Below are 20934 nucleotides of genomic sequence, written 5' to 3' on the forward strand. Positions count from 1 at the left end.
AATAAAATAACTAATAATAAATTATTATGATATTTTCTAAAAAACTTTATATTAGTATATTACCATTAAATATCGCTATAAAGATTCTTTAATTTTATTATTAATGAAATTAATTAAAGGTGTACCGCCCCGTGCCCATCAAGCTAAAATTTCGTTTTAGGGTAATTCTGAATTCTTAAGGCATGTAGCGATACCCCTATATAAAAATTCATTATTAATGAAATTAATTAAAGGTGTACCGCCCCGTGCCCATCAAGCTAAAATTTCGTTTTAGGGTAATTCTGAATTCTTAAGTTGATGGGCATGTAGCGATACCCCTAAATAAAAAGACGTGCTGTTTTATCCAACATGTCTTTTTATTTACTCCTATTTAGATTATTTGCAACATCAGTACACTGAAGTTCATCACTGCGTGAACAATATAAGAAACTAATAATTGATTTGAACGTTTATATACGAAGGCTAATACAACCCCAATACAGAAATACCCAAAGATAAATGGGAAATCAAAATGCATAATTGCAAAGAACAATGCACTGATTACGATACTCCCTGTTTCTTTAAACTTCTTCATTAAAATATTCATGGTTGCATATCGAAATACCAATTCCTCTACTAATGGGGCAAGAATTACAATTGATACAATCGCAATTGGTGATATCACTGCAGCTGCGACTGTGCTAGATGTATTTTCTGATTGCGTAGATAACTGGAATAAACTTTTATCTAAAAAGCTACCAATCATCTGTGCAAGAAAAACGAATACGATTCCAGCAAGAATCCACCCCCATGTGGCTTTCGATAATTTGATTGATAGCCTAGGTTCTTTAATCCGTTCTTTCTTATATACAAGAAATATGATTCCTAGTGTAAGCAGAAACCCTATTAACTCCCAATGTACAAGGATCTCTTGAATCGCTTGTTGCTGATTCCTCTGAATATCATACCAACCTGTCTTAGCCAGTAATTGTACTCCTATAATTCCTACAAATTGAGTCATAACAAAGTAAATAAGAATGACATAACCTGATTTGTATATATTACTATTATTCATATTCTTGGATTCATCCTTTACCTTTTTCTCTAAAATAGCGTTTTTGTTAAAAATCTTTTCACCTTTAAAATAGACAAGCATATGTTATTGTATGGAGACTCTCCACTCATAAGATTCTTACCTTTCAAAGAGCATGCATATATGTGTGCTCTTTTCATTTGTTATCAAATAACGATTTTGTTTAGTTTTCTAACCTTTTCCCTACCTTACATTCGTTAATTTAGATATAATAAAATATATAGTTACAACAATTTATTATTAGGAGGTGTAATTATGTCATTTGCAGCATGGAGTGCAATTTTTATGACTTTAATTGGAGCAATGTCTGGAGCAATATTTGGTACAATCTCTTCTAGAAATAAGAGCAAAAATGCCAACTAAAAAACCTAATAATAAAAGTTAATATCTATTCCAATGACAGCTGATACGTCCTTGACATTTCAGCTGTCATTTTCTATTTAAATAAGGATTTTGTTTAGTTTTATAACATCTCATTTGTGTAATATTTCAATTTATTAACAATAAGACATTTAATAATGTTAAAATATAGAAGTAGTTCATTTTATTACTAGGAGGGATCTCTATGTCCATGGGAACTTGGGCTGCAATTTTTATTGCTATATTTTGCGGAGTTATTTCTTCTAATAGCAAGTTGAAAAACTCCCGTAATAAAAATGGATAAACATCCCGCTGAAATGCTAGATATCTAGCATTTCAGCTACTAATCTATCCCAAATAACTATTTTGTTTAAATAACACTTACCGATAACTCAAAATCGGCACTCACATTACTCTTTGTTCTGATATACCCTTTAATACAACTGCTTTTCCAATTATTAAAACGTCCCAACCAATCCGAATCATCTTCTATTTTTCTGTACTCATAAACTTCGAAATACTCAACACAACTTAAATCGTATTCATAATCAACTATCCATTGTTTAATCACATCAGATGGATCATCTGTTATCGCTGCTTCGCCTTCTTGTTTATCAATAACTAAGTAAATATATTTATCAAATGGATTTGTAAAATACTCATTTAAACAACGTAATGCATCACGAACATTTTCAAATGAATCGTACTCTTTCATTCCTTATTCCCCTTTTCGAATAATCTTTTTTTTATTACACATACTACTTGTGAGCCGACTTCCCACCGGCGGCATTCTCTCAAATCGGTGAGTGCTCCTTCAATCCGTACAAGAACGTAGCAGGTGCCTTAATCGGTTCCCTGCCGTTTTTGCGTATAATTGTAAAGATTCTTGTACACAAATAACGCTTTTATATGAAAAGCGTACACAGTTTTGACACATCAGCCACCGCAATTACTTGAAAATTCGTGATAATATTAATTCGTCGAATCCGCCAAATTTCGACATTGTACGACAAAAATATCTCTCCTAAAAAGTCCCTGTCCCCGCAGGGATTTTCTCTTTTATTTATTACTTTTGGTTATACTGAATCCCTATCCTGAATGAAATTTAAATTGTATATTATTAAAACCTTTCGAATTATTATCTTTATATAAAAATTATATGATTTATAATCCGAAATATTCTTTTCCTATTAATCTCACGCTGCCTGCAGGTGCTTTAAACCTATTTCTAACGCACCCGTTCCACCAAAACCTTGATTAAACAAAAGTGGAACATCATACTTCTTTGCGTATTCCTTTGCTACATCAATAGAAACATGGCCACATGCACCTTTCTGTACGACAATGACATCACATTTTTTAATGACACTACGAAAAGTCTTCTTCACGCCACCATGATTCTTTCCGTCATGAAAAATCACCTGACAATCTCTTTTTTTCGCTAGTTTTTCTAACGTTCTACCATTTGACCCACCTAAAACTAAAATTGTACTCATTCCCATTCACTCTCCTCATTTTTCTTTTTTATGTATGTACTTGGTGTTGTTAACAATACAAGCGTACAAACTACAATATTCATGAATATTAAACCTACTATCAATACAATTGCGAAAATAGGTAACAACAGCATAAAGATAAAAGCACTTACTACCAAGCATACAAAGATGAACCCATTGCTCATGTCTTCATAACCGTCTAATCCTCGCACTATATTTAAACTATGCATCCAAACCGTGATACTGTCCCAGTGCGAAACTAACAAATATCCACCACCCACAAGTAAAGTCCATCCAAATAATGTACCTAAAAAACCTGATCCTCTTCCGGAAGAATATCCCGCAAAAAAGTTTGCTGCTGTTCCAAATAACATTCTCATTTTTTCTTTCCTCCATATCTATTTCAAATCAGTTATATATATAGATTTCATTTAGCTATGGTTTTATTATATCAGAAAATTATGAATATTCAATAAATATTTTTAGGGTACTCTTTATTTTTTTAGAAAGGGTTGTGTTTTTTCTTCCACAACCCTCATTTCCGTCTTAATCCACTGGTACTTCTTCTTGCCCGTGCGGAATTTGTTCAATTGGTGTTACAATTTGTGCATATTGATTTACTTGCACTTTAAATTGACGTGGTTCAAGGAAATTCACTTGTTGAATTTGAACTTCAATGTGGTACGTATCTACTTTTTTTCCGCGTTCTATTTTTGTAATACGAGCATTATAGAATTTATCTCCATGCAGGAAATATCGTTGTACAGCTTCTGTAGCAAGCATGCGCTCATTACTTGTCATTTTCATTGGCTCAATACCAAATCCAGCTTTTGTAAACAAATACGGTACATCATAACTACTGGAAGATATTTTTCGCAGTAAGTCTTCTACTGTTCTTGTTTTCGCGATATATTCCTCTTCTTTTGTATCAAATCCCTTTGGCTTATCTCCAAGCATCTCTATTTCATCTTGATTTACTTGTTCTTCCTCTTGTACTTGTGATTTCATCATGTAACGATGAATGGTATTATAGGTAGCTACACCTAGCACTAAAACTATGACCCCCAATACCACCAAGTACTTACGAGGCATATTGGACAAAATATTGATTACTTTCTTCATCTTCTCTCATCCCTTATCAGTCTATAACATTACGGATTTGAGTCATATGTTGTCCTCTTGCCGTATAGTTTAGACCTGTAATTTGTACACCCTTATCATCACCAATATGAATCATTTTCTGGTTCCCCATATAAATTGCAACGTGTCCTGGGTTTTCATAGAAGATGAGGTCTCCTGGTTGTGCATGATTGATGTCTGGTACTTGTTTACCTTGTCCAACTTGAGCACCTGTCCACTCTCCAAGTTGCACACCTATACTTGTTCTAAAGACATACTGCGTAAATCCTGAGCAATCTGAAGTGCCGCCTGGTGGATTACGATCCCCTAATACATATCTAACTTTTCCTTGCCCAAGCCATTTTTTCGCTTCTGCTAGTACCTTTTGTCTTTTGTCATTCGTCATAACAGGAGAACCGCCTGATGATAATCCCGGATCATCATTTTTCTTAAAGAATTTCATTGGATCTGTTGGTTGGTCGTTAATACGAACCTGGAAGTCTAAATGGACAGCGTATCCATTCATATTAAGTAAACCTGTATCTTTATTATAGTTAGAACCGCCCATCTCCCCAATGATTTGTCCTTTTGTTACCATGGTTCCTGGTGCAACTGATATTTTACTCAAGTGTAAGTAGCGAGATACAATGCCATTTCCATGGTCTACATAAACACCTAAACCACCACCATTTACATTTCCTGTTTGGTTCGTTACAATACCAACTTCCATCGACCACACAGGGTCTCCAGCTTTTCCGGCGGTCATGGCCCCAATATCTACAGCGTTATGTTGTTTTCCACCACGAACCGCATCAAACGTATCTGTAATACGCCCTGATTTCGTTGGCCATTTCCAACCTTTATCAGACACCCATTCTCCATCCCCGGACGCTACACAACCTAAATCTTTGTAAAATTTCAAAACTTTGGTAACGTACGTGTAATCCCCATAACACGCTCCCACTTTGGTTCGGAAGTTATTAGGGTCAGAACAACCACCCGGATTTAAATGTGCCTTACTTCTTGAGAATTCAATGGCAGTTTCCTCTGAATAACCACCTTTTGCTAATGCATAGCTAATAAAACCACTCCCAAAATTATATGACTGTAAGGCGAGAGCGACGTCACCATTCGCTTGTCCTAGCACATCTTTAAATTCCTGTACTCCTGCTTCAATAGAAATATTCGGATCTGTAATACACCCCATTCGAGCATTTCCTTTTACACCTATACAAGATGGACTCAAGTCTCCATAATGTCCCTCTGATGCTTGCATCGGGTCATTTCCTGCTCCAGCTGATTCCTGCATCATTTGAGCTGCCAGAATACCAACATATTGAGCAACACCATGTTTTTCTGCCATCTCTTTAATTTTGGGAAGATAACCTGTTACTTTTTCATTGATATTAACAGGCTCTCCACCAGGACTAACAGAACCTACGCACATGCCCCCGATAAATCCACCAGTTGGGGCTAGATGTCCATACATTCCCTCTAACATCCCTGCAGCTAATATCTCACGCGCACGATTTTTTTGACTCTCACTAAATTTTGCAAGTTCCATCGCTTTCTCTAGCCCATGAGAAGAGGTTGTCACCTTTTTACTACCACTAGCATTAATTTCATCTATTTTTTTCTTAAAATCTGTATCTCCTAAAATCTTTTTTACATCTGGTCCGGAGTAACTCTCAGATTTTGTTTTTTGCATCTCCTTTTTCTTTTTTTCACAAGGACCGTTTGGTCCTGCCTCGCATACCTCTTTTTCCGTATATTCTTCATATTGGATATCCAAAAAATATGAAATCGCATCATGTGGATCTTTACCGGTGAGATCATTATCATACCGTGCCATGTCAAAAGCAACGATCTCTTTCCAATCCACATTTAGAGCCATTGAAACTTCCATATACTTTTTTACTTGTTCTTCTGTTTTACTTTCATCTTTTGTAAACGGTACAAATGATGCTAAAATGACACACACCACAATAATCAGCGACATAATGATAGCTGCAGGTAATCCAACCGCGGCTAATATTGACCCTACAATTTTAAGTGTTGCCTTTTTTAGCAGTTTGGCAGCAGCTTTCGCTGCCGCCCTTCCTGCTTTTCCTGCCAATTTTGCCATTTTCCCGCGAGCTTGCATCCCTTTTTTCTTGATAAAGTGAGACGCTACATCTTTTAAGGGATTGCTTTTTTTCTGTTCATTTGGATCGTTTGGGTTCTGACTCATAGACTTGTCACACCATACTTTCCATGCTCATCATTCCGTCTTTTTCGCTGTGCTAAACGTGGGTTTGGCGCAAATGGAATCAGATTTTGCGGGTCATGTTCTGATAAATTCAGTTGTGTCTCTGCACGTACGGTTTCGTCTTGTGTGTGTGTAACCAAAATTTCTTCTCTTGGTTTAATGCTACTATCTTTTACTTCACAATTTCTTTCAATTCTTTGGTTTGTTTGTAAACGTGTATCTCCTTTTCCGAATGGTGAGATACGTGAGACCGTACCATCTGTTGTAGTAGCCACCATATAACTACGGTCTCTTTCTACGACCATTTGTACATTATTATATCCACCCTGGTCTAAATCGGACATGTAGAAATTCCCATTGTCTACTTTATGATTCACAGTGATTGGCGGTTCGCTCATTACTGGTTTTTGTTGTATTGGTCTTGGATTTTGATTTCCTACCAATTGATTTGGATTTGCATTAATCGAGCGATTTATACTAATTTTCCCACCACTTGAATCTTGTATATATGCTGGAGAAGCTTTCATACCATTTCGGTACTGTGTCAACTGCCCGTCTGCAATATTTAAATCTTGATATACCATTTGTCCGGAACGAATACTGCTATCTCCACTACCATAACGAGATACAACTTGTGTCATCCCACTGGAATCTTTTGCTTCAATCCATGACTTGTTATTCGTCGTAACTAAACGTACAGCCCCTTTGGCAACAGATTGCGTTCCTGTATGGTCTGTTGTCGTTGGTACCATTCTCTGAATCTCCTGAATCTCTTTTGCTTCAGTTTGAACTGCTTTATTGTACGGGTTATATTTACTTACCGTACGTGCAGCTGCTTGGTAAGCACCTGCGCCACCAATCACACCAGCAGCATAGCTTAATCCTTTTGTAACGTTGTAATGGCGTTCTGCCGCGTTACCTCCTAATGAAGTATGAACAGCGGCTGCACTTCCACTTATCGCTTTTTGTACTGCATTCCCTCCTGCCTGCTGAACAGCATCTGACGCATTAAAGTATGCTTTTGAAACATTCTCTAGTGCATTTGTAGGCATAAAATGTTTGACACCTTCCATCACACTCATGCCAACCTTCGTACTTTGCTGTGTCATACGTCCCACAGCTGAAGTTGGGATAGACATTTTGCCAGCACTTTGTGCAATACTTGCTACACCTGCAGACGCATCTGCATAAGAACGTTGAATTTCAGAAACGGAAAGATTTCCTGCACTCGCCATACTCGCTTGCGTTTGTGTAGCTGCATACACAGCTTTATTGATTGCACCACCTGCAGCAACACCGTGTGATCTAACTCCTTGAATAGAACTTGTAATCCCAGAGCTTACTTGTTGGCTCACTGTCCCAAGGGTTGCATGACTCTGTAAACCTTTCGTTAATTGCGAAGCAAAAGCATCCTTATTGATATACGACTGGGCATGTAGACTCTTACCACTCGTATCTTTTGCTTGCACTGGCATCGCTCCAGTTTGTACTGCTGCTTGCTGGGCTACTGCTTTAAATTCACTTCCTTTTTGGTTTAGATGTGTCTGCCAAGCTTGCTCTTTTTGCGGTTGAGCCATGGTTGGAGACAAGTTTTTCATAAAGTTTGCCCTGTTCTCTCCTGCATACCCTTGTTTAAAGGATTCCGTAGAAGCTTGTACCAAGTTCCCAACATTACTTACTTGTTTTGCATTCTGGCTTCCATATCCACTTGTCAAACCATGTGTTTTCACGCCATTAACTGCCTTTTGAATGCCCGCAGTACTGGATACACCCATTGCATTTAAGTTTGGATTATTTTGTAACTGTTGTGATAACTGAGAAGCAAATGCTTCCTTATTCGCAAATTTTATTCCATCTTTTTGCTGAACAATACCTGCTTGCTCCGCAGCTCTTTGTGCATGATTTTCGAACCCTTGTACTGTATGGCCTAAATGCTTGTTCCATGCCGCTTCTTTTTCTTGTTGTGGTAAATTCGCAGGCAATTGCTTGATAAAACCAGCCTTATGATCTGCACTATATGCTTTCTTAAACGCAGCGGTTGAAGCACCTACAAGAGCACCAACCTGTCCCATATTTTTATGGCCACTCTCTAACGTTTCTCCTTTTACATCCTCAACTGCTTTTCCGACTTTTCCTAATGCAAGTTGAGAAGCGAAAGCATCTTTATTCACATAGGACTTATCAAACAAGTTATTTCCTTGCTTATTTTGATTGCTTTGTAATTGTTGTGATAACTGAGAAGCAAAAGCTTCCTTATTGGCATAGCTAGTCCCATCTTTTTGTTGTACAATCCCTGCTTGTTCGGCAGCTTTCTGTGCATGATTTTTAAATCCTTGGACTTCCTGACTCAGATGCTTGTTCCATGCCGCCTCTTTTTCTTGTTGTGGTACACCTGCAGAAAATTGCTTCATAAATCCAGCCTTATGATCTGCAGCATACGCCTTTTTAAATGCAGCAGTGGACGCCCCAACAAGAGAGTCTACTTGTCCCATGTTTTGATGACCACCCTCTAGTGTTTCTCCCTTTACCCCTTCAACTGCTTTTCCAAGTGCAAGTTGAGAAGCCAATGTATCAACAGGCATAGCCCCCGCTTTTATTGCCGCTTGTTCTGCATGATTTCTAAACCCTTGTACTTTTGAATTAAGATGGCCGTTCCATTTTTTCTCTTTTTCTTCCGCCGACATATTTTCTGGCAGTTGACTCATAAACGCGTCTTTATGATCTGCCTCATATCCCTTTTGGAATGCGTTAGTCGCAGCATTGACTAAATCTCTAGCGTTTCCATATGGTGTGGCGTTTTTCTTCATATTCTGAAAATCTTGTTTACGCTGATTTTTAAAGTGAGACATTTGATCACTATTGGTTTTCGCTACCTTCTTAGCAATTTCTGCATCGGAAGCACCAGGAAATGCTTGTTTTAATCGACTCGTAACTGCTGAATCAGGATTATCCGCTTTCCAAGATTCAAAATCTTTTGTAGCTAAATCCTGTGCAATATCTTCATCCGTTAGTTCTGGATAAGATTCACTATTTAACCCATTATAAGTATCTGTACCCTTCTTCACACTTGAACCAATATGTTTTCCTAAGGCTACAGCTCCTTCGCCTACTGTAGCAGCAGATCTTCCAGCAACCGCACCAGTAAATCCGCCCGCTTTACTGCCAGCCAATGTCCCTATTGCCATTCCTTCTGGTCCAAGCCCAGCTCCTGTTGCCATACCTGCAAGTCCACCAGCCGCTTTACCAATTGAACTTCCGATTTGCCCTGCTTTTAACATGCGAGCTGCACGAGATGTTGTACCTAGATCTGTCCCTAAATTTGCTCCTAATGCATTTTTGGGATTGTCAGCATCTTCTTTTGTCTCTTCTTTATTATTCTCTTTATCATTAGGTTTCGCTTTCGAATTACGGTAGTCATCACGAACACCTTTAACCAGCCCAGCCACACTTGCTAAAGCCCCCATACCCATCATCGTACCCGCTTTATGAATACCACCTGATGCATTGGTACTAAGACCAATAAAACTTTTTACAATCTCACCTATTGGGATAAACATAGCAAGTAACATTAATTTGAGTAACGGACTATTTGCTGCTCCAATTAAAGAAATAATGAGCCATAAGGTAATCGCATGAATCGCTTGTATGAACACTGCCCCCATAAATTCACGTATCCAATATAATGTCTGTTGTTTCTTTTGTGGGAATAGCCACATTCCTACCATTAAAGGACCCATTAACATTAAGACATATAGTGACACCGCACGCATTAAATAGTAAAAGTTTGCCCAAACGATGAGACCAGCTTCTATAAACAAGCCAAATATAATAAACATATAGTCATTTTCATGACCTTTCAGACTCAGCTCAGTAATTGTAAGTCCAGCCCCACCAAATCCAGGCTGTAGAAATTTAGTACCCTTATCCGGGTCAAAATTCCCACCACTTACTCCATTGATAGCGTCTCTGAACTCTACTATTACCCACGAATTGATATCAAATATAAGAGTATAGAAGTAATCCAAATGCCAAAGACAAATCGAGATAATCATTAAATCTTTCGCATAATCTATTAATGCCGTTCGATTATTCGGATTAATAGCTGTCGCTGAATATTTTGCTGCCGTAATCACTACACTGATGAGGACACAAAAAGCAACAAGCTTAAACATGACAGGCATACCTGTGTCTAATACTTTGGTTAGAGAATCTCCCGAAAATAAGAAATCTAAATTTGTCCCTTTTCCTTCTGTCCCATTTCCCCCAAACACTAAGACTGGAAGAGAGTCCAAAGTCGCATAAATCGGACTAAGAAAAGCCTTTACTAAAACAATAATTAGGCCTCCGACCCACTCTACTATTTTCTCAAGCATAATTTCACCTTCCTTTTTAAAGGTACGCTTTTACCCTGCATACCCTTGTACTTTCTTCATATTATTTAAAAGCTCTTGTAGTACTGCTTCATTCGATTCAATGAACATCATTTCTTTGTCTGATGGATCTGTTTGAATCCAAACTGAACTATCCCCTACACGGAAGATTCCTTCTCCTTTACCTGGGTTGTTGAGAATAATATCAAGCTCCCCAGCAGTTAAGTTAAAGTTCTCCTGGATCTTTTTCTTATCAATCTTATTTTGTTCTAAGAAGAAATAAGAGAAAGTAGATTGCAAGATACCACGTGCTTTTACATTTTCTAAAATACGAACAAAGTCCTGACTTGCCCAACACATACCTGCATTTCTCTTACGAGAGCGGCGTGCTACTTTTTCTAAGAAGTTAACTGTTTGTTCATAGTCGATAAACTGCCACATTTCATCCACATATAACACTTTTCGTTTGATAGCGTGTTCTGGGCTCTTAATCCAATGCTCCCAGATATAGTTCAGGATAACGTGGAAGGCGATTGGTTTTAAGAATCCTTCTTCTAAATGACTAATATTAAAGTTAACAACACGTGATTCATTTAACTGTGTTTCCACACCACGGCCAAAATGACTTTGTCCATCAAATAATGGTTTTGAACCATCACGTAAGAACGGACGAATCGCGGCAATTAACTCTTCTGCTTTCACATCGTCCCCATGATGTTCTACTATTACATCGTAGATTTCTTTTAACTCTGGCTCAGGCTTTCTCACTTGAGACTGAATTAATTGTCCATCCATTTTTTTCACTTCATCTGTATATAAAGATGAAGGGTGGGAAGTAATGCCATGTTTATCAAACACTTCGCGAATCGCATCTTCCAGCATCGTACGTTGGAATACATTTAATCCTGGTTGATCAAAATCTTGTCCGCGAATAATAATGTCAAAGAATCCTAGTATTTCATTAATTTTCTCTAAAATTGGTACGAATCTTACATACTTCACGCCATCACGTTCTATGAGTTCTTTCTTATCATATTGTTCAAGTGCTTCTAATTCTTCATCTTTATCTGTAATCTGAAGTTCTGTTACCGCGATTGCACAAGGGTTAATAATGATATTACTTTCTGGTGAAATATTTAAGTTAATACCGCCTAGACGTTTTGTAATCTTTACGAATTCTCCCTCTGGGTCGATAATCATTGCATGTGTATCTGCAAGTGACGTTTCACGAGCTAATTTCATTTTTAAAAGTAAACTTTTTCCCGAACCCGAAATCCCGGTCACACCAATGTTATAATTTGGTGGGCGATAATCTGCATTCCCGAACGAATTTAAAAATTCTATTTGCCCAGTAATTTTGTTCTTTCCTATTGGTATACCACCATTAAATCTTCCGGATCCTGACACAAACGGTGCAAATGTACATAAGGCTCGTCTATCGATATTTCGATATGTATCTTGCAAAGTGTTTGGTGCACCTAGTGGCATAACCGCTTTCAAACCACTTTTCACACGATTCCAAGTACTTGCTATCTTAAAGTGTGATGCTTGCATTTCATCCTCAAGATACTCACATAAAACGTCTAATTCTTTCTTTGATTCTGCATACGCAACAGCCATCGTACTCACCATATAGGAGTCATTCTCATTAAATTGAATTTCATCCATTAAATTGTTTGTATCTTGAATTTTTGCATCTAAGTCTTTTTCTTGGTCAATGTTTCCTCTTGTGCGTTGGAAAGAAAGGTTTGAACGTAACATCGTTAGCTGCATATCTAACGATCGCATCGCTTTCGCTTTTGGCTCTTTATGAATATCAATCATGACATCGACTTCCCCAGCTGAAGTTAACATGTTCAACCAATTGGTTTGCATCATACGAGGGTATCCATCACGTGGAATATAAAACGGACGGAAGAAGGTATTACTTCCTAAAGACTGCTTAATCACCCCATAGTCTTCTGCATCAATTTTCATGCCTTCTGGGGCAATGACATCAAACACGGTTGTTTGATTATCTAATTGAGTGGGTACCTCTTCTTGCTCCTGCTCTTCCTCCTCTAGTTCCAATTCATCCTTCTCTTCTGCTTCTAATTTCTTTTTTTCTTTTTTCTTCTTTCCAAACAACTTCATATTCACGCCACCCCATTATTTGATTTTTCAGCTTTTTCTTCTGCTAGAACTTTCTTTATTAACTCTAGTTTTCTCTCATTTGTTTCACCTGTTGAATACAGAGAGAAGTTTTCATTTTCAATTAAATCTTGGAAACGCGCTTTCACAGCTTTACGGCGATTAAACGATACGTATAAGAGTTCTATCAATTTATCTTTCGTTAACATTTCTACATTAATTTTTGCTTTTGATAATAAATTTCGCGAAGCATTATAACGACGATATAATTCGTTAAACGCTTTATCTACAATCTTTTCTTCCAATTCTTCCTCTGTATCAGCTGTAATCGTACTAATATCCACCTTGTATGGGTAAATTAAATAACGTTTTTGCTCATATCGGGGCTGTGAACGTTGCCAGTACTCTAAGTTATCGATAACTTCTTGACCATATAGTATTGTCTCTGGTGTAAGGTCCTTCGCACCTTTCATCGTTTCTGTCATTTTTCGTACAGGATCTGTTAAATCTACAAATTTACTTTGGATATATACTTTTGTATTAAACTCTAATGTTGTTAACCATGATTCAATTTTGATATCAATTGCTTCTTGTTCCATGTTGGAAAGTAAGTAATAGTTTACTGGATGTGCTTCCGCGATTAGGACAAATGTGTCATCATGATATCGAATCATATGATTGTCAATTTCCTTAATGTCCTCTACAAAATTGCTAAAGAAGTCTACATTGTCCTCATCAATTGTCGATTCGGCAGGCGCATTCTTTTTGTTTTTCTTTCCACCTTTATCAGCAGTATGCTGCTCTACTCCCCCCTGTTTCTTTCCCTTTTTCTTAAATCCAAACAGCGGCTTCCCGTTCATTTTTCGATAAAAGAAAAATCCCACAATGGCTATCGCCGCAAAATATATCATCTCTAACATCTATAGATTCTCCTTTACCCATGTAGTTGTCTCGTATCCTTTTCTCCATTTCCCTTTTTCGGAACGGCTACGCATTTTGATAAGTAAAAACTTATCTAGATACATGTGTTGTTTTTCTTTATAAATAAACGCAAACGCTATTACACCTACTACCGTTGGTAGTGCTAAAATTAAGCAAATAAAAAATGCTACCACCGCATCAATAGGTGCAAATAGCCGCCATAAGAATGGTACATATAAATAAAGGGATGCCCCGCCACCTAATAGATAAATCAATTGGCGTTTGCTCAGCACACCTAACAGTGTTTTTTGTTCCGAAGTCATATCAACAGGAACAGTTACTTTTCTCATTCTGTTTCCTCCTTTGTATAAGAGAAGCTCTCCCCAAATAGAGGAGAGCTTGTACAAACTCTTATGTTAGATTGTTGTAACCCAAGAAGCGATGTCGTACGCTTTGATCATGATAAAGCCTCCAATTGCCGCACAAGCCAAACCAAGCATAGCTTGTGTACGGTTTTCCGGGTTTTTCCCTTGTGCACCTGATAGTTTAATACTTGCGAATACAACACAAGCAACTACCCAAATACCACCAAAACCAATCAATGTTTTTACAATGGTATTCATGCTATTTTGAACGGTTTGGGCATTCGCACCACTACCTTTTCCAATACCACTCGTAAAACTACTTTTTGCCAGTAAGAAATCTCCTACTGATGTTGTCATAAGTTTTGCAGACAACCAATTCAACATAATTCCTGCACCTCCGGGTGTTTTTGTTCGCAAAACGCAAAAAGACCCCAATACACGCACACGTCCCCTAAGGACATGGCGCATATTGAGGTCTTCTCTTATATGCGAACTGATTAATTTTTTATTTTATTGTAAAATCTTATTACGTCTATATTATAGCAATGCGATTTTTAAAACACAAGACTTTCTTTACATATTTAACAAAAATAAAAGCAAGATAGACATTTCTTCTGCCATCTTGCTTTTATTTTTGCTTATTGTCTTTGTTTGGATCGTATAAGATCATTTGAATTTGGAAAATGTCACTGTCCGTAATACCTAAAACATTCTTTTCTTCTTTAAATGAACGCCATGTTTCTATTTTTATGGATTTTGTAGTTTTGTCCTTTAGCGTAAACACATGTATATAATATTCTTCTTCTTTCTTTTTCATAATAACCCCTAACATCTGTATAGTGTTGTAAAAATTACATACTTAAGAGTTTTATTCTAAAGAAAATCCCTTAACAAGTATAATATATAATTACTCTTTCTCCTCAAAAAATAAATCTAACTTTAATTATAGCGTATTCAAGTTTGTAGCCAAGAAATATACTTTTGATTTTGTCCAGAGATAATAAAGTTGTTTAATTTACAATAAATTCGTTTAAAACATAATAAAGTTGTTTAAAAAATGCTGGTCATGTTATTCAACAATTGAGCCATTTAATTGAATAAGACTACATAAAAAGTCACTTTCCCTTACGTAAGGAAAGTGACTTTTTAGATTGATTTTTTCCCTTGTTATCAAGCTATTACTTTAAGTTCCTTTGACCAATTTTGAAAATGTTGTTGACTATTCAGTTGAACTGCATTATGTTATTATTAAGTTGAACTATACAGTTGAACTGAATGGAAGGTGAGGATATGAAACATAAATTATTACCATTGTCTGAAACCATGCATTATATTTTATTAGCTCTGCGTGAGCCACTCCATGGCTATGCCGTAATGCAGAAGATAGAAAAGATAAGTAACAGTACTGTTATTTTAGCAGCTGGTACATTATACGGTGCGATTGAAAACTTGAATAAGCATGGTTGGATTGAACCTGTTGGAGAGTCAGGTCGGAGAAAAGTTTATATGATAACTGCAGAAGGAAGCGCCATTTTGAAAATGGAACAAAATAGGCTATTGCATATTTTATCCCTGTACGAAGGAAGTGAATCCAATGAAGAAATTTAAGATGTTTTTTGATATTGAAAAAGAGGAGCAATGGCTGAACGAGCAATTACAAAAAGGCTATCGTTGTACAAATATTAGTGGATTAGGAATATACACTTTCGAAGAAACTGACAAGAGATATATTATACGACTTGATTATCAAGATTATTTACCTAAGAAAAAGTTGGTTGAATACAAAGGAATATATGAGGATTTTGGTTGGAACTATATAAAGGGGCCCTGGCTTAGTGGAATACGGTATTGGCAAAAAAAAGATGATGATCAAAATGAAATCTTCTCGGATCGCCAATCTAAGGATAATCATTATAAAAAATTAATGAATTATTCATTTTGGTTGGTTATGCTGTGTTTAGCTTATTCTTATATGTTTTACCAGGGTTCGGGATTATATCATGAAGGTCTTTGGAGTATGAAAGGTTCATTATTTTGGAAGGCATTTTTATTTGAAACTCCATTTGTCTTTTTGAAGTTGTCTTCCACACTTCTGTTTGTTTTTTTGGGTATCAATTTCTATAAAGCTTATCGAAAGTATTCAATGTTAAAAGAAAAATAAACGTTTTTTAATTTTTCCAGAATCGGGCGCTATTGTTGAATAAACCTTAGATTTCCAAACGACTTTATTGTTATATTTTTGAGTACAGTGAAGTATCTTATATCGAAAATTAAATAACTATATTTTAACCCCGTCCTAAATTTAGTACGGGGTTATGCTTGTTTTAGGTATTAAAGTTAAATAACTTTATTGTCTTTATACAGATTTATGAGAAAAGAACATAAAAAACAGGTAATTGTGTGTATATCACAATCACCTGTTTTTTTACTTATATCTACTCTTTATTTTTGTAAAATCTCATTAACCTCTTCCACACTTAAATCAGCAGCTTTCGCAATTTGTTCTATAGGCAACCCCATTTTAATCAAATTGTGAATTATCTCTATCTTAGTTGCAATTCTAGTCTCTTCTTCGGCTTTTTTTGCAGCTTTTTCTTCTGCTGTTTCTATTTCAGATATTCTATCTTTTATTGCCTTTTCTCTCGCCTCATATAAGCGTAAAAAATCCTTATCGCTACTTAGACGCTCCCAATCCTCTATTGCCTTTTTCAAAACTGGATCTTTTTCCATCGCGATTCCCTCCAGGATTGTAGTTAATTTCTCATCTTCATATGCAGGAAATAATAGTAGCCAACGTGCTAATATATCATCCCATGGATCCATTCGATCTTCTTGCCATTCTCGAATTACTTTTGGAATCTCAAGAAAGTGCAATTGCATATTCTCAGAAATTATGTGCTCCGATTTTTTGTTCATGACTACACCGACATTATGAAAGTCTTCTTCTTCTGGAAACAAAATGAAATCCACTATATTAATACAAATAGTTGGTCTTAATTCTGTATACTTCATCCCCTGAGTCATTTGGGAATAATACATGCCAGCCCAGTAGAACAAAGATCGCTCGATCATGTCTTTTTTGTCGCGAACCTGTATCTCTATATTTAATTTTATACCACTATTAAGGGTAGCTCGCAAATCTAAAATAGATAATTTATCATCCTTTTGCTCCCTTGGAAGATGCGGATCATCTAAATGCAAAGAAATAATTTCTTCATCTAAAGAGGATTGTAATACCGCATTTAGAAAACCAATTAATATGTCTTCGTTTCCTTCTACACCAAATAAGCGCTTAAAAGCAAAGTCAATTCGTAAATTCACTAGATTCTTTTTTACATATACACTCATATTTTCCCTCTACCTTTCTACTTTTAAAAATTTTATTTACAGGCATAAAAAAAGATAGAATTACTATTCTATCTTTTTCCCCTTCTATTCACCTCACCAAATATGGCTACTAGTTGTTTAATATATATGAAATATCCTCTTCACACATATTTGTCGCATTTGCAATTGTCGTGATAGAAACTCCCTCATTATAAAATCGTTGAATGAGTTCCCTTCTTTCTTGTTCCCTAGCTTTTTTGTCTACGTCCATTAATTGTTGCATAATATCCATATACTTCATACACACCTTTCTTTTATATAAAATCCCCTAGCTAAAATAATATGATTTATTATAATGTACGGAAAACAGGCTTGAAAGAAGCTTGCATCATCTCATCGAGACCTTTACCTTGTGCTGGATTCCATGCTGCAATAACTACGTTATAGCCCACTCGCTTTAACTCTGTCGCAAAGTCTATAAGAGCTTTCCTTACTTTTTGATTCTCTACTAAATCCGCATCAAACGCTAAATAGACATTTTCTACGCCCATATCCTTTAATACAGGCATAGTAATTCGCCAAGCGTTTACACCAGGAATCGCAAGAACCGTCGTTCCTACTTCAATAAGTTCTGCTTTATTAAATCGCTCTGGAATCAAATCAGCAATCAAATCAGCTTTCATGGGTCCTTCTGTGATCATTACTGATTTAGTTTGATGCAATGTACCAGAATTCCAATGTTTTAAATGAGAACTCGGTACCGCTACATGTACAGGAAGTGGATTTTCACTACCACCTGCACCAGTCCCTTGATTTTTGTTTGCTGATGAGAGCCATAGATATTTTTGCCCTTTATGGATCTTTACAACAATTTGTCCCTCTTGAAATGGAATCTCTACCTTTTTGCTCACTTCTAGTTCGCCTTCAAAAATACAATCACCATTTTTAGTTATCTTTACAACATTAGGCTGTTCAATTAATTCCGCCTGAACTCCAGTAGGTGCAGATTTCACATGAACTGAGTTTTTCACTTCATCCACACGAACCTGCCATCCAACAACTTGATTATACTGGTTTCGAAAAGGAATCAATATACCAGGGGAGCCTGCCATTAAACGAAGCGAAAGTGTACCTTTTTTCATTTCATAAAAGCCTGGCACGCCCTGCCAACAATCTTTCTTCCCAATCTGTTTGAATAACTGCTCCCAAACGGTTGTATACGTGTTATCCTCTTCTAACACAATTTGTTGTTTTAAGAAGGAACGATATTGACGTACTTGTATTTGTTCCTCGGTCATTTTTCTATCTCTTAATAAATGTGTATGATGATTCTCTTGCAATGGTATAAAATCAATTAACTTACGATTAAACACATCTAATTCCTCATTACTTTTCTTATCATGAATCTGAACTTCATCCGCCTCAGGCAATTGATACTTATCTTTTCCATTTATGTAGTGAATGTAGCTTGGATTGCTCGTATTTTTCCCATAGACCCATTTGCTTTCTACACGGGTACATGCTACCTTCTCTTGCGAAACATGCAGCATGCAATTACCTGTATCATGACAAATCGGACACGTAACACGGTAAAATTCCCACCAGCTCCCTCTTGGATAAGCACTTGTTAAACGAAACTGTCCTTTTTGTATGTTATAGTTCATTTTGTCCCACTCCTTGTATACTGTTTATTATATATGGAACTGCCACTTCCATTAAACTCTTTATACTTCTATTTAGATGTTCTCTTTGTTCTCCTAATGGATATACAAAAGAATGTGTGTCACAAACTAAATAATCGCTTCTATGTTCTTGATCTAACAAAGCCGATTCCACGTATGCTTCAAATGCTCTAGCAAACATCTCATGATTTGTAGACCAATACTTTTTGGTTCTCTTCTTATCTAACTTAATTGCTGTATCAAAGTATACAGACCCTTTCGCTTGATAGGATATTTCATCAAATTTTTCCCCTGTTTTTTTATAATGGAAAGCAGCTAGCATTTGTGCAGTTCGCTCAAATTCCTTTTCAGTTTTACGTTCCATACGCGTTTTTGCTGCGCCTGACAAAGTATCAAGTTTCCTGTACAAACTTGCATGATGTGATTCTAAAATATTTGAAACATTCCCTTTAAATACATCATAACTATCGATAACACCACCATAGAAATGCCACTTTCTACTGTAGGCGTTTTCCACGTTTATTACTCTGGCCACTTTTCCTTGTTTACAAACATCTAGCACATCTTGCATCCTTTCCTTGATAATAGCAGGCAAGATATTCCCGACACTCTTCCCACTTGATAGGAAAGCAAAGCTACCGTTTTGAAAATCATGACTACAATCATACAAGAAATGATCCAATGCATGGCCCCATTCATGACACAATGCTCCAACTCCATTATCACGAGTTAAATTAATTATTTTGGTAGAAGGTTCATAATGTGCTAATGCATTGCCGCTTCCTCTCGCACCAATCGCAAGTCCTAAGCGTCCTCCTAGTCCTATATATTCAGGTGGAATCCCCAATATACGAGCTAAATCATGTAACGCTTCAGATACATGCCCAATATGCTCTTTTGCATATTGTTCGGTGCAATAATGCCCAAATTGCATTCCTTTTAAACCAAACATAGCAACTACGTCTTCAGGTTTGGTAGCAAGTTCTAATCCTGGTCCTTTTCTTTGCAGGGTATCTGGCAGTTTCCTACTCCAAGCAGCTGCGGATTTCTTACGAGTCGTAACCTTTTTCGTAAGTAAATCATTCCATGTTAGTTCATGTGATACACGATGATACGTAGAATTAATACTTTTAGAATTTGTACAAAGTGATATGAATTTCTTTCCTAGTATTAATAACTCCATACCATCTGCATCAACAAACTCATCAAAATATTCTTCCACCATTCTTTTAAATGTGTATGTGACACTCTTATTTTTTCTAAATGCAGACCAACCGTTGCTCATTTCCATACCATAAGAAACAACAAGATCTACCCATTGTTCTAAGGTATATACTGACTGTATATCATTCCATATTCTTCTACATGCTTGAACATACAACTTCCTTGCAGTCGGTGTGTCTACAATTGGCTTCTTATTTATTCTACCTACCAGTAGTTGCTTTAACTTTGCAACATGTGGCGGGATATCATTTTCTTTTTCTTGTTCAAAAGAAAATGGAATCAATGTGTTTCGATCCAATGCATTTAGCGCCTCTACTGCAGATTCTTTTTCAATTTCCGCTAAAATTTCTAAAGAAAATGATACTAAAAATGATTCTTTTAAAGCTCGTATCTCTTTCTTTGCTCCCACTAATTTCTCACCTACATCATAACTGTATCGATTGCGAACTTGTTTATCTGTTCTCACATCTTGTATCATTACGTTTTCTCCTACCTCTAAATCAAACATTTCAAATAAATTCATACTCTAATCCTCCTCATTAAAATAAAAAGACATAAATTCATAGTAATTTTTCACTACGGATTTCTGTCCTTCCCTCTGTCTGCATACTTCCATATGG

General features: G+C 36.5%; 18 protein-coding genes. 2 read left to right on the forward strand and 16 right to left on the reverse strand.

Features of this window, described 5'->3' with window-relative positions:
• Positions 1 to 370 precede the first annotated feature (370 nt).
• The 12 genes from DN408_RS12410 to DN408_RS12470 all read right to left on the reverse strand — a co-directional run bounded on the left by DN408_RS12410 (position 371) and on the right by DN408_RS12470 (position 14898).
• A complete protein-coding gene (locus tag DN408_RS12410; RefSeq protein ID WP_147740115.1) occupies positions 371 to 1054 on the reverse strand; it encodes a CPBP family intramembrane glutamic endopeptidase in 684 nt (227 codons plus the stop codon).
• A gap of 748 nt (positions 1055 to 1802) precedes the next feature.
• Positions 1803 to 2147 carry an MBL fold metallo-hydrolase gene (locus DN408_RS12415; RefSeq protein WP_002166783.1) on the reverse strand — a complete coding sequence of 115 codons (345 nt, stop codon included), beginning with the start codon at positions 2145 to 2147 and terminating at the stop codon, positions 1803 to 1805.
• 481 nt (positions 2148 to 2628) lie between these two features.
• Positions 2629 to 2934: a DUF2325 domain-containing protein gene (locus DN408_RS12420; RefSeq protein WP_001996254.1), complete on the reverse strand. Its 306-nt coding sequence runs from the start codon at positions 2932 to 2934 to the stop codon at positions 2629 to 2631.
• Entirely contained in the window at positions 2925 to 3308 is a 384-nt protein-coding gene (locus tag DN408_RS12425) for a hypothetical protein (protein WP_147740116.1), read from the reverse strand. Before DN408_RS12425 ends, DN408_RS12420 begins: the two co-directional genes overlap by 10 nt.
• A gap of 166 nt (positions 3309 to 3474) precedes the next feature.
• Entirely contained in the window at positions 3475 to 4050 is a 576-nt protein-coding gene (locus DN408_RS12430; protein WP_147740117.1) for a hypothetical protein, read from the reverse strand.
• Positions 4051 to 4066: 16 nt separating this feature from the next.
• The gene (locus DN408_RS12435; protein WP_147740118.1) at positions 4067 to 6277 is read right to left on the reverse strand and encodes a lysozyme family protein; all 2211 of its coding nucleotides are present in this window, start codon (positions 6275 to 6277) and stop codon (positions 4067 to 4069) included.
• Entirely contained in the window at positions 6274 to 10668 is a 4395-nt protein-coding gene (locus DN408_RS12440; protein WP_147740119.1) for a TrbL/VirB6 family protein, read from the reverse strand. Before DN408_RS12440 ends, DN408_RS12435 begins: the two co-directional genes overlap by 4 nt.
• A gap of 30 nt (positions 10669 to 10698) precedes the next feature.
• Positions 10699 to 12798 carry a VirB4 family type IV secretion system protein gene (locus DN408_RS12445; protein ID WP_147740120.1) on the reverse strand — a complete coding sequence of 700 codons (2100 nt, stop codon included), beginning with the start codon at positions 12796 to 12798 and terminating at the stop codon, positions 10699 to 10701.
• 2 nt (positions 12799 to 12800) lie between these two features.
• Positions 12801 to 13715 (reverse strand): hypothetical protein, encoded by a 915-nt coding sequence (locus DN408_RS12450; protein WP_147740121.1) that lies wholly within the window; start codon positions 13713 to 13715, stop codon positions 12801 to 12803.
• Positions 13716 to 14066 carry a PrgI family protein gene (locus tag DN408_RS12455; RefSeq protein WP_147740122.1) on the reverse strand — a complete coding sequence of 117 codons (351 nt, stop codon included), beginning with the start codon at positions 14064 to 14066 and terminating at the stop codon, positions 13716 to 13718.
• Between the two features lie 66 nt (positions 14067 to 14132).
• Positions 14133 to 14549 carry a hypothetical protein gene (locus tag DN408_RS12460; RefSeq protein ID WP_002166791.1) on the reverse strand — a complete coding sequence of 139 codons (417 nt, stop codon included), beginning with the start codon at positions 14547 to 14549 and terminating at the stop codon, positions 14133 to 14135.
• 160 nt (positions 14550 to 14709) lie between these two features.
• Positions 14710 to 14898, reverse strand: coding sequence for a hypothetical protein (locus DN408_RS12470; RefSeq protein WP_002139688.1), 189 nt, complete (start codon positions 14896 to 14898; stop codon positions 14710 to 14712).
• A 473-nt stretch (positions 14899 to 15371) separates the two neighbouring features.
• Between DN408_RS12470 and DN408_RS12475 the strand changes: the two genes are divergently transcribed.
• A complete protein-coding gene (locus tag DN408_RS12475) occupies positions 15372 to 15689 on the forward strand; it encodes a PadR family transcriptional regulator (RefSeq protein ID WP_002139689.1) in 318 nt (105 codons plus the stop codon).
• Positions 15676 to 16242 (forward strand): DUF2812 domain-containing protein, encoded by a 567-nt coding sequence (locus DN408_RS12480; RefSeq protein ID WP_002139691.1) that lies wholly within the window; start codon positions 15676 to 15678, stop codon positions 16240 to 16242. Before DN408_RS12475 ends, DN408_RS12480 begins: the two co-directional genes overlap by 14 nt.
• 281 nt (positions 16243 to 16523) lie before the next feature.
• On the opposite strand, the gene DN408_RS12485 is transcribed toward DN408_RS12480, so the two are convergent.
• From DN408_RS12485 to DN408_RS12495, 4 genes are all read right to left on the reverse strand, one after another.
• Positions 16524 to 17429, reverse strand: a complete 906-nt coding sequence (locus tag DN408_RS12485; RefSeq protein ID WP_147740124.1) for an Rpn family recombination-promoting nuclease/putative transposase — start codon at positions 17427 to 17429, stop codon at positions 16524 to 16526.
• A gap of 109 nt (positions 17430 to 17538) precedes the next feature.
• Positions 17539 to 17700, reverse strand: coding sequence for a hypothetical protein (locus DN408_RS31375; protein ID WP_179957894.1), 162 nt, complete (start codon positions 17698 to 17700; stop codon positions 17539 to 17541).
• A 58-nt stretch (positions 17701 to 17758) separates the two neighbouring features.
• Complete coding sequence (locus DN408_RS12490) at positions 17759 to 19072, reverse strand: DUF3854 domain-containing protein (RefSeq protein WP_147740125.1); 1314 nt, start codon at positions 19070 to 19072, stop codon at positions 17759 to 17761.
• Positions 19062 to 20837, reverse strand: coding sequence for an LPD1 domain-containing protein (locus DN408_RS12495; protein ID WP_147740126.1), 1776 nt, complete (start codon positions 20835 to 20837; stop codon positions 19062 to 19064). Before DN408_RS12495 ends, DN408_RS12490 begins: the two co-directional genes overlap by 11 nt.
• Between the last annotated feature and the right edge of the window lie 97 nt (positions 20838 to 20934).

The organism is Bacillus sp. AR13-1 (assembly GCF_008042285.1).
In the GTDB taxonomy this organism is placed as follows: Bacteria; Bacillota; Bacilli; order Bacillales; family Bacillaceae_G; genus Bacillus_A; species Bacillus_A mycoides.

Excerpts from the sequence above, each read along its gene's own strand:
- DN408_RS12430 (WP_147740117.1), bottom strand. The coding sequence starts at position 4,050 with ATGAAGAAAGTAATCAATATTTTGTCCAATATGCCTCGTAAGTACTTG.
- DN408_RS12475 (WP_002139689.1), top strand. The coding sequence starts at position 15,372 with ATGAAACATAAATTATTACCATTGTCTGAAACCATGCATTATATTTTA.
- DN408_RS12415 (WP_002166783.1), bottom strand. The coding sequence starts at position 2,147 with ATGAAAGAGTACGATTCATTTGAAAATGTTCGTGATGCATTACGTTGT.
- DN408_RS12420 (WP_001996254.1), bottom strand. The coding sequence starts at position 2,934 with ATGGGAATGAGTACAATTTTAGTTTTAGGTGGGTCAAATGGTAGAACG.
- DN408_RS12425 (WP_147740116.1), bottom strand. The coding sequence starts at position 3,308 with ATGAGAATGTTATTTGGAACAGCAGCAAACTTTTTTGCGGGATATTCT.
- DN408_RS12450 (WP_147740121.1), bottom strand. The coding sequence starts at position 13,715 with ATGTTAGAGATGATATATTTTGCGGCGATAGCCATTGTGGGATTTTTC.
- DN408_RS12410 (WP_147740115.1), bottom strand. The coding sequence starts at position 1,054 with ATGAATAATAGTAATATATACAAATCAGGTTATGTCATTCTTATTTAC.
- DN408_RS12440 (WP_147740119.1), bottom strand. The coding sequence starts at position 10,668 with ATGCTTGAGAAAATAGTAGAGTGGGTCGGAGGCCTAATTATTGTTTTA.
- DN408_RS12470 (WP_002139688.1), bottom strand. The coding sequence starts at position 14,898 with ATGAAAAAGAAAGAAGAAGAATATTATATACATGTGTTTACGCTAAAG.
- DN408_RS31375 (WP_179957894.1), bottom strand. The coding sequence starts at position 17,700 with ATGGATATTATGCAACAATTAATGGACGTAGACAAAAAAGCTAGGGAA.
- DN408_RS12460 (WP_002166791.1), bottom strand. The coding sequence starts at position 14,549 with ATGCGCCATGTCCTTAGGGGACGTGTGCGTGTATTGGGGTCTTTTTGC.
- DN408_RS12455 (WP_147740122.1), bottom strand. The coding sequence starts at position 14,066 with ATGAGAAAAGTAACTGTTCCTGTTGATATGACTTCGGAACAAAAAACA.
- DN408_RS12435 (WP_147740118.1), bottom strand. The coding sequence starts at position 6,277 with ATGAGTCAGAACCCAAACGATCCAAATGAACAGAAAAAAAGCAATCCC.
- DN408_RS12490 (WP_147740125.1), bottom strand. The coding sequence starts at position 19,072 with ATGAACTATAACATACAAAAAGGACAGTTTCGTTTAACAAGTGCTTAT.
- DN408_RS12485 (WP_147740124.1), bottom strand. The coding sequence starts at position 17,429 with ATGAGTGTATATGTAAAAAAGAATCTAGTGAATTTACGAATTGACTTT.
- DN408_RS12480 (WP_002139691.1), top strand. The coding sequence starts at position 15,676 with ATGAAGAAATTTAAGATGTTTTTTGATATTGAAAAAGAGGAGCAATGG.
- DN408_RS12495 (WP_147740126.1), bottom strand. The coding sequence starts at position 20,837 with ATGAATTTATTTGAAATGTTTGATTTAGAGGTAGGAGAAAACGTAATG.
- DN408_RS12445 (WP_147740120.1), bottom strand. The coding sequence starts at position 12,798 with ATGAAGTTGTTTGGAAAGAAGAAAAAAGAAAAAAAGAAATTAGAAGCA.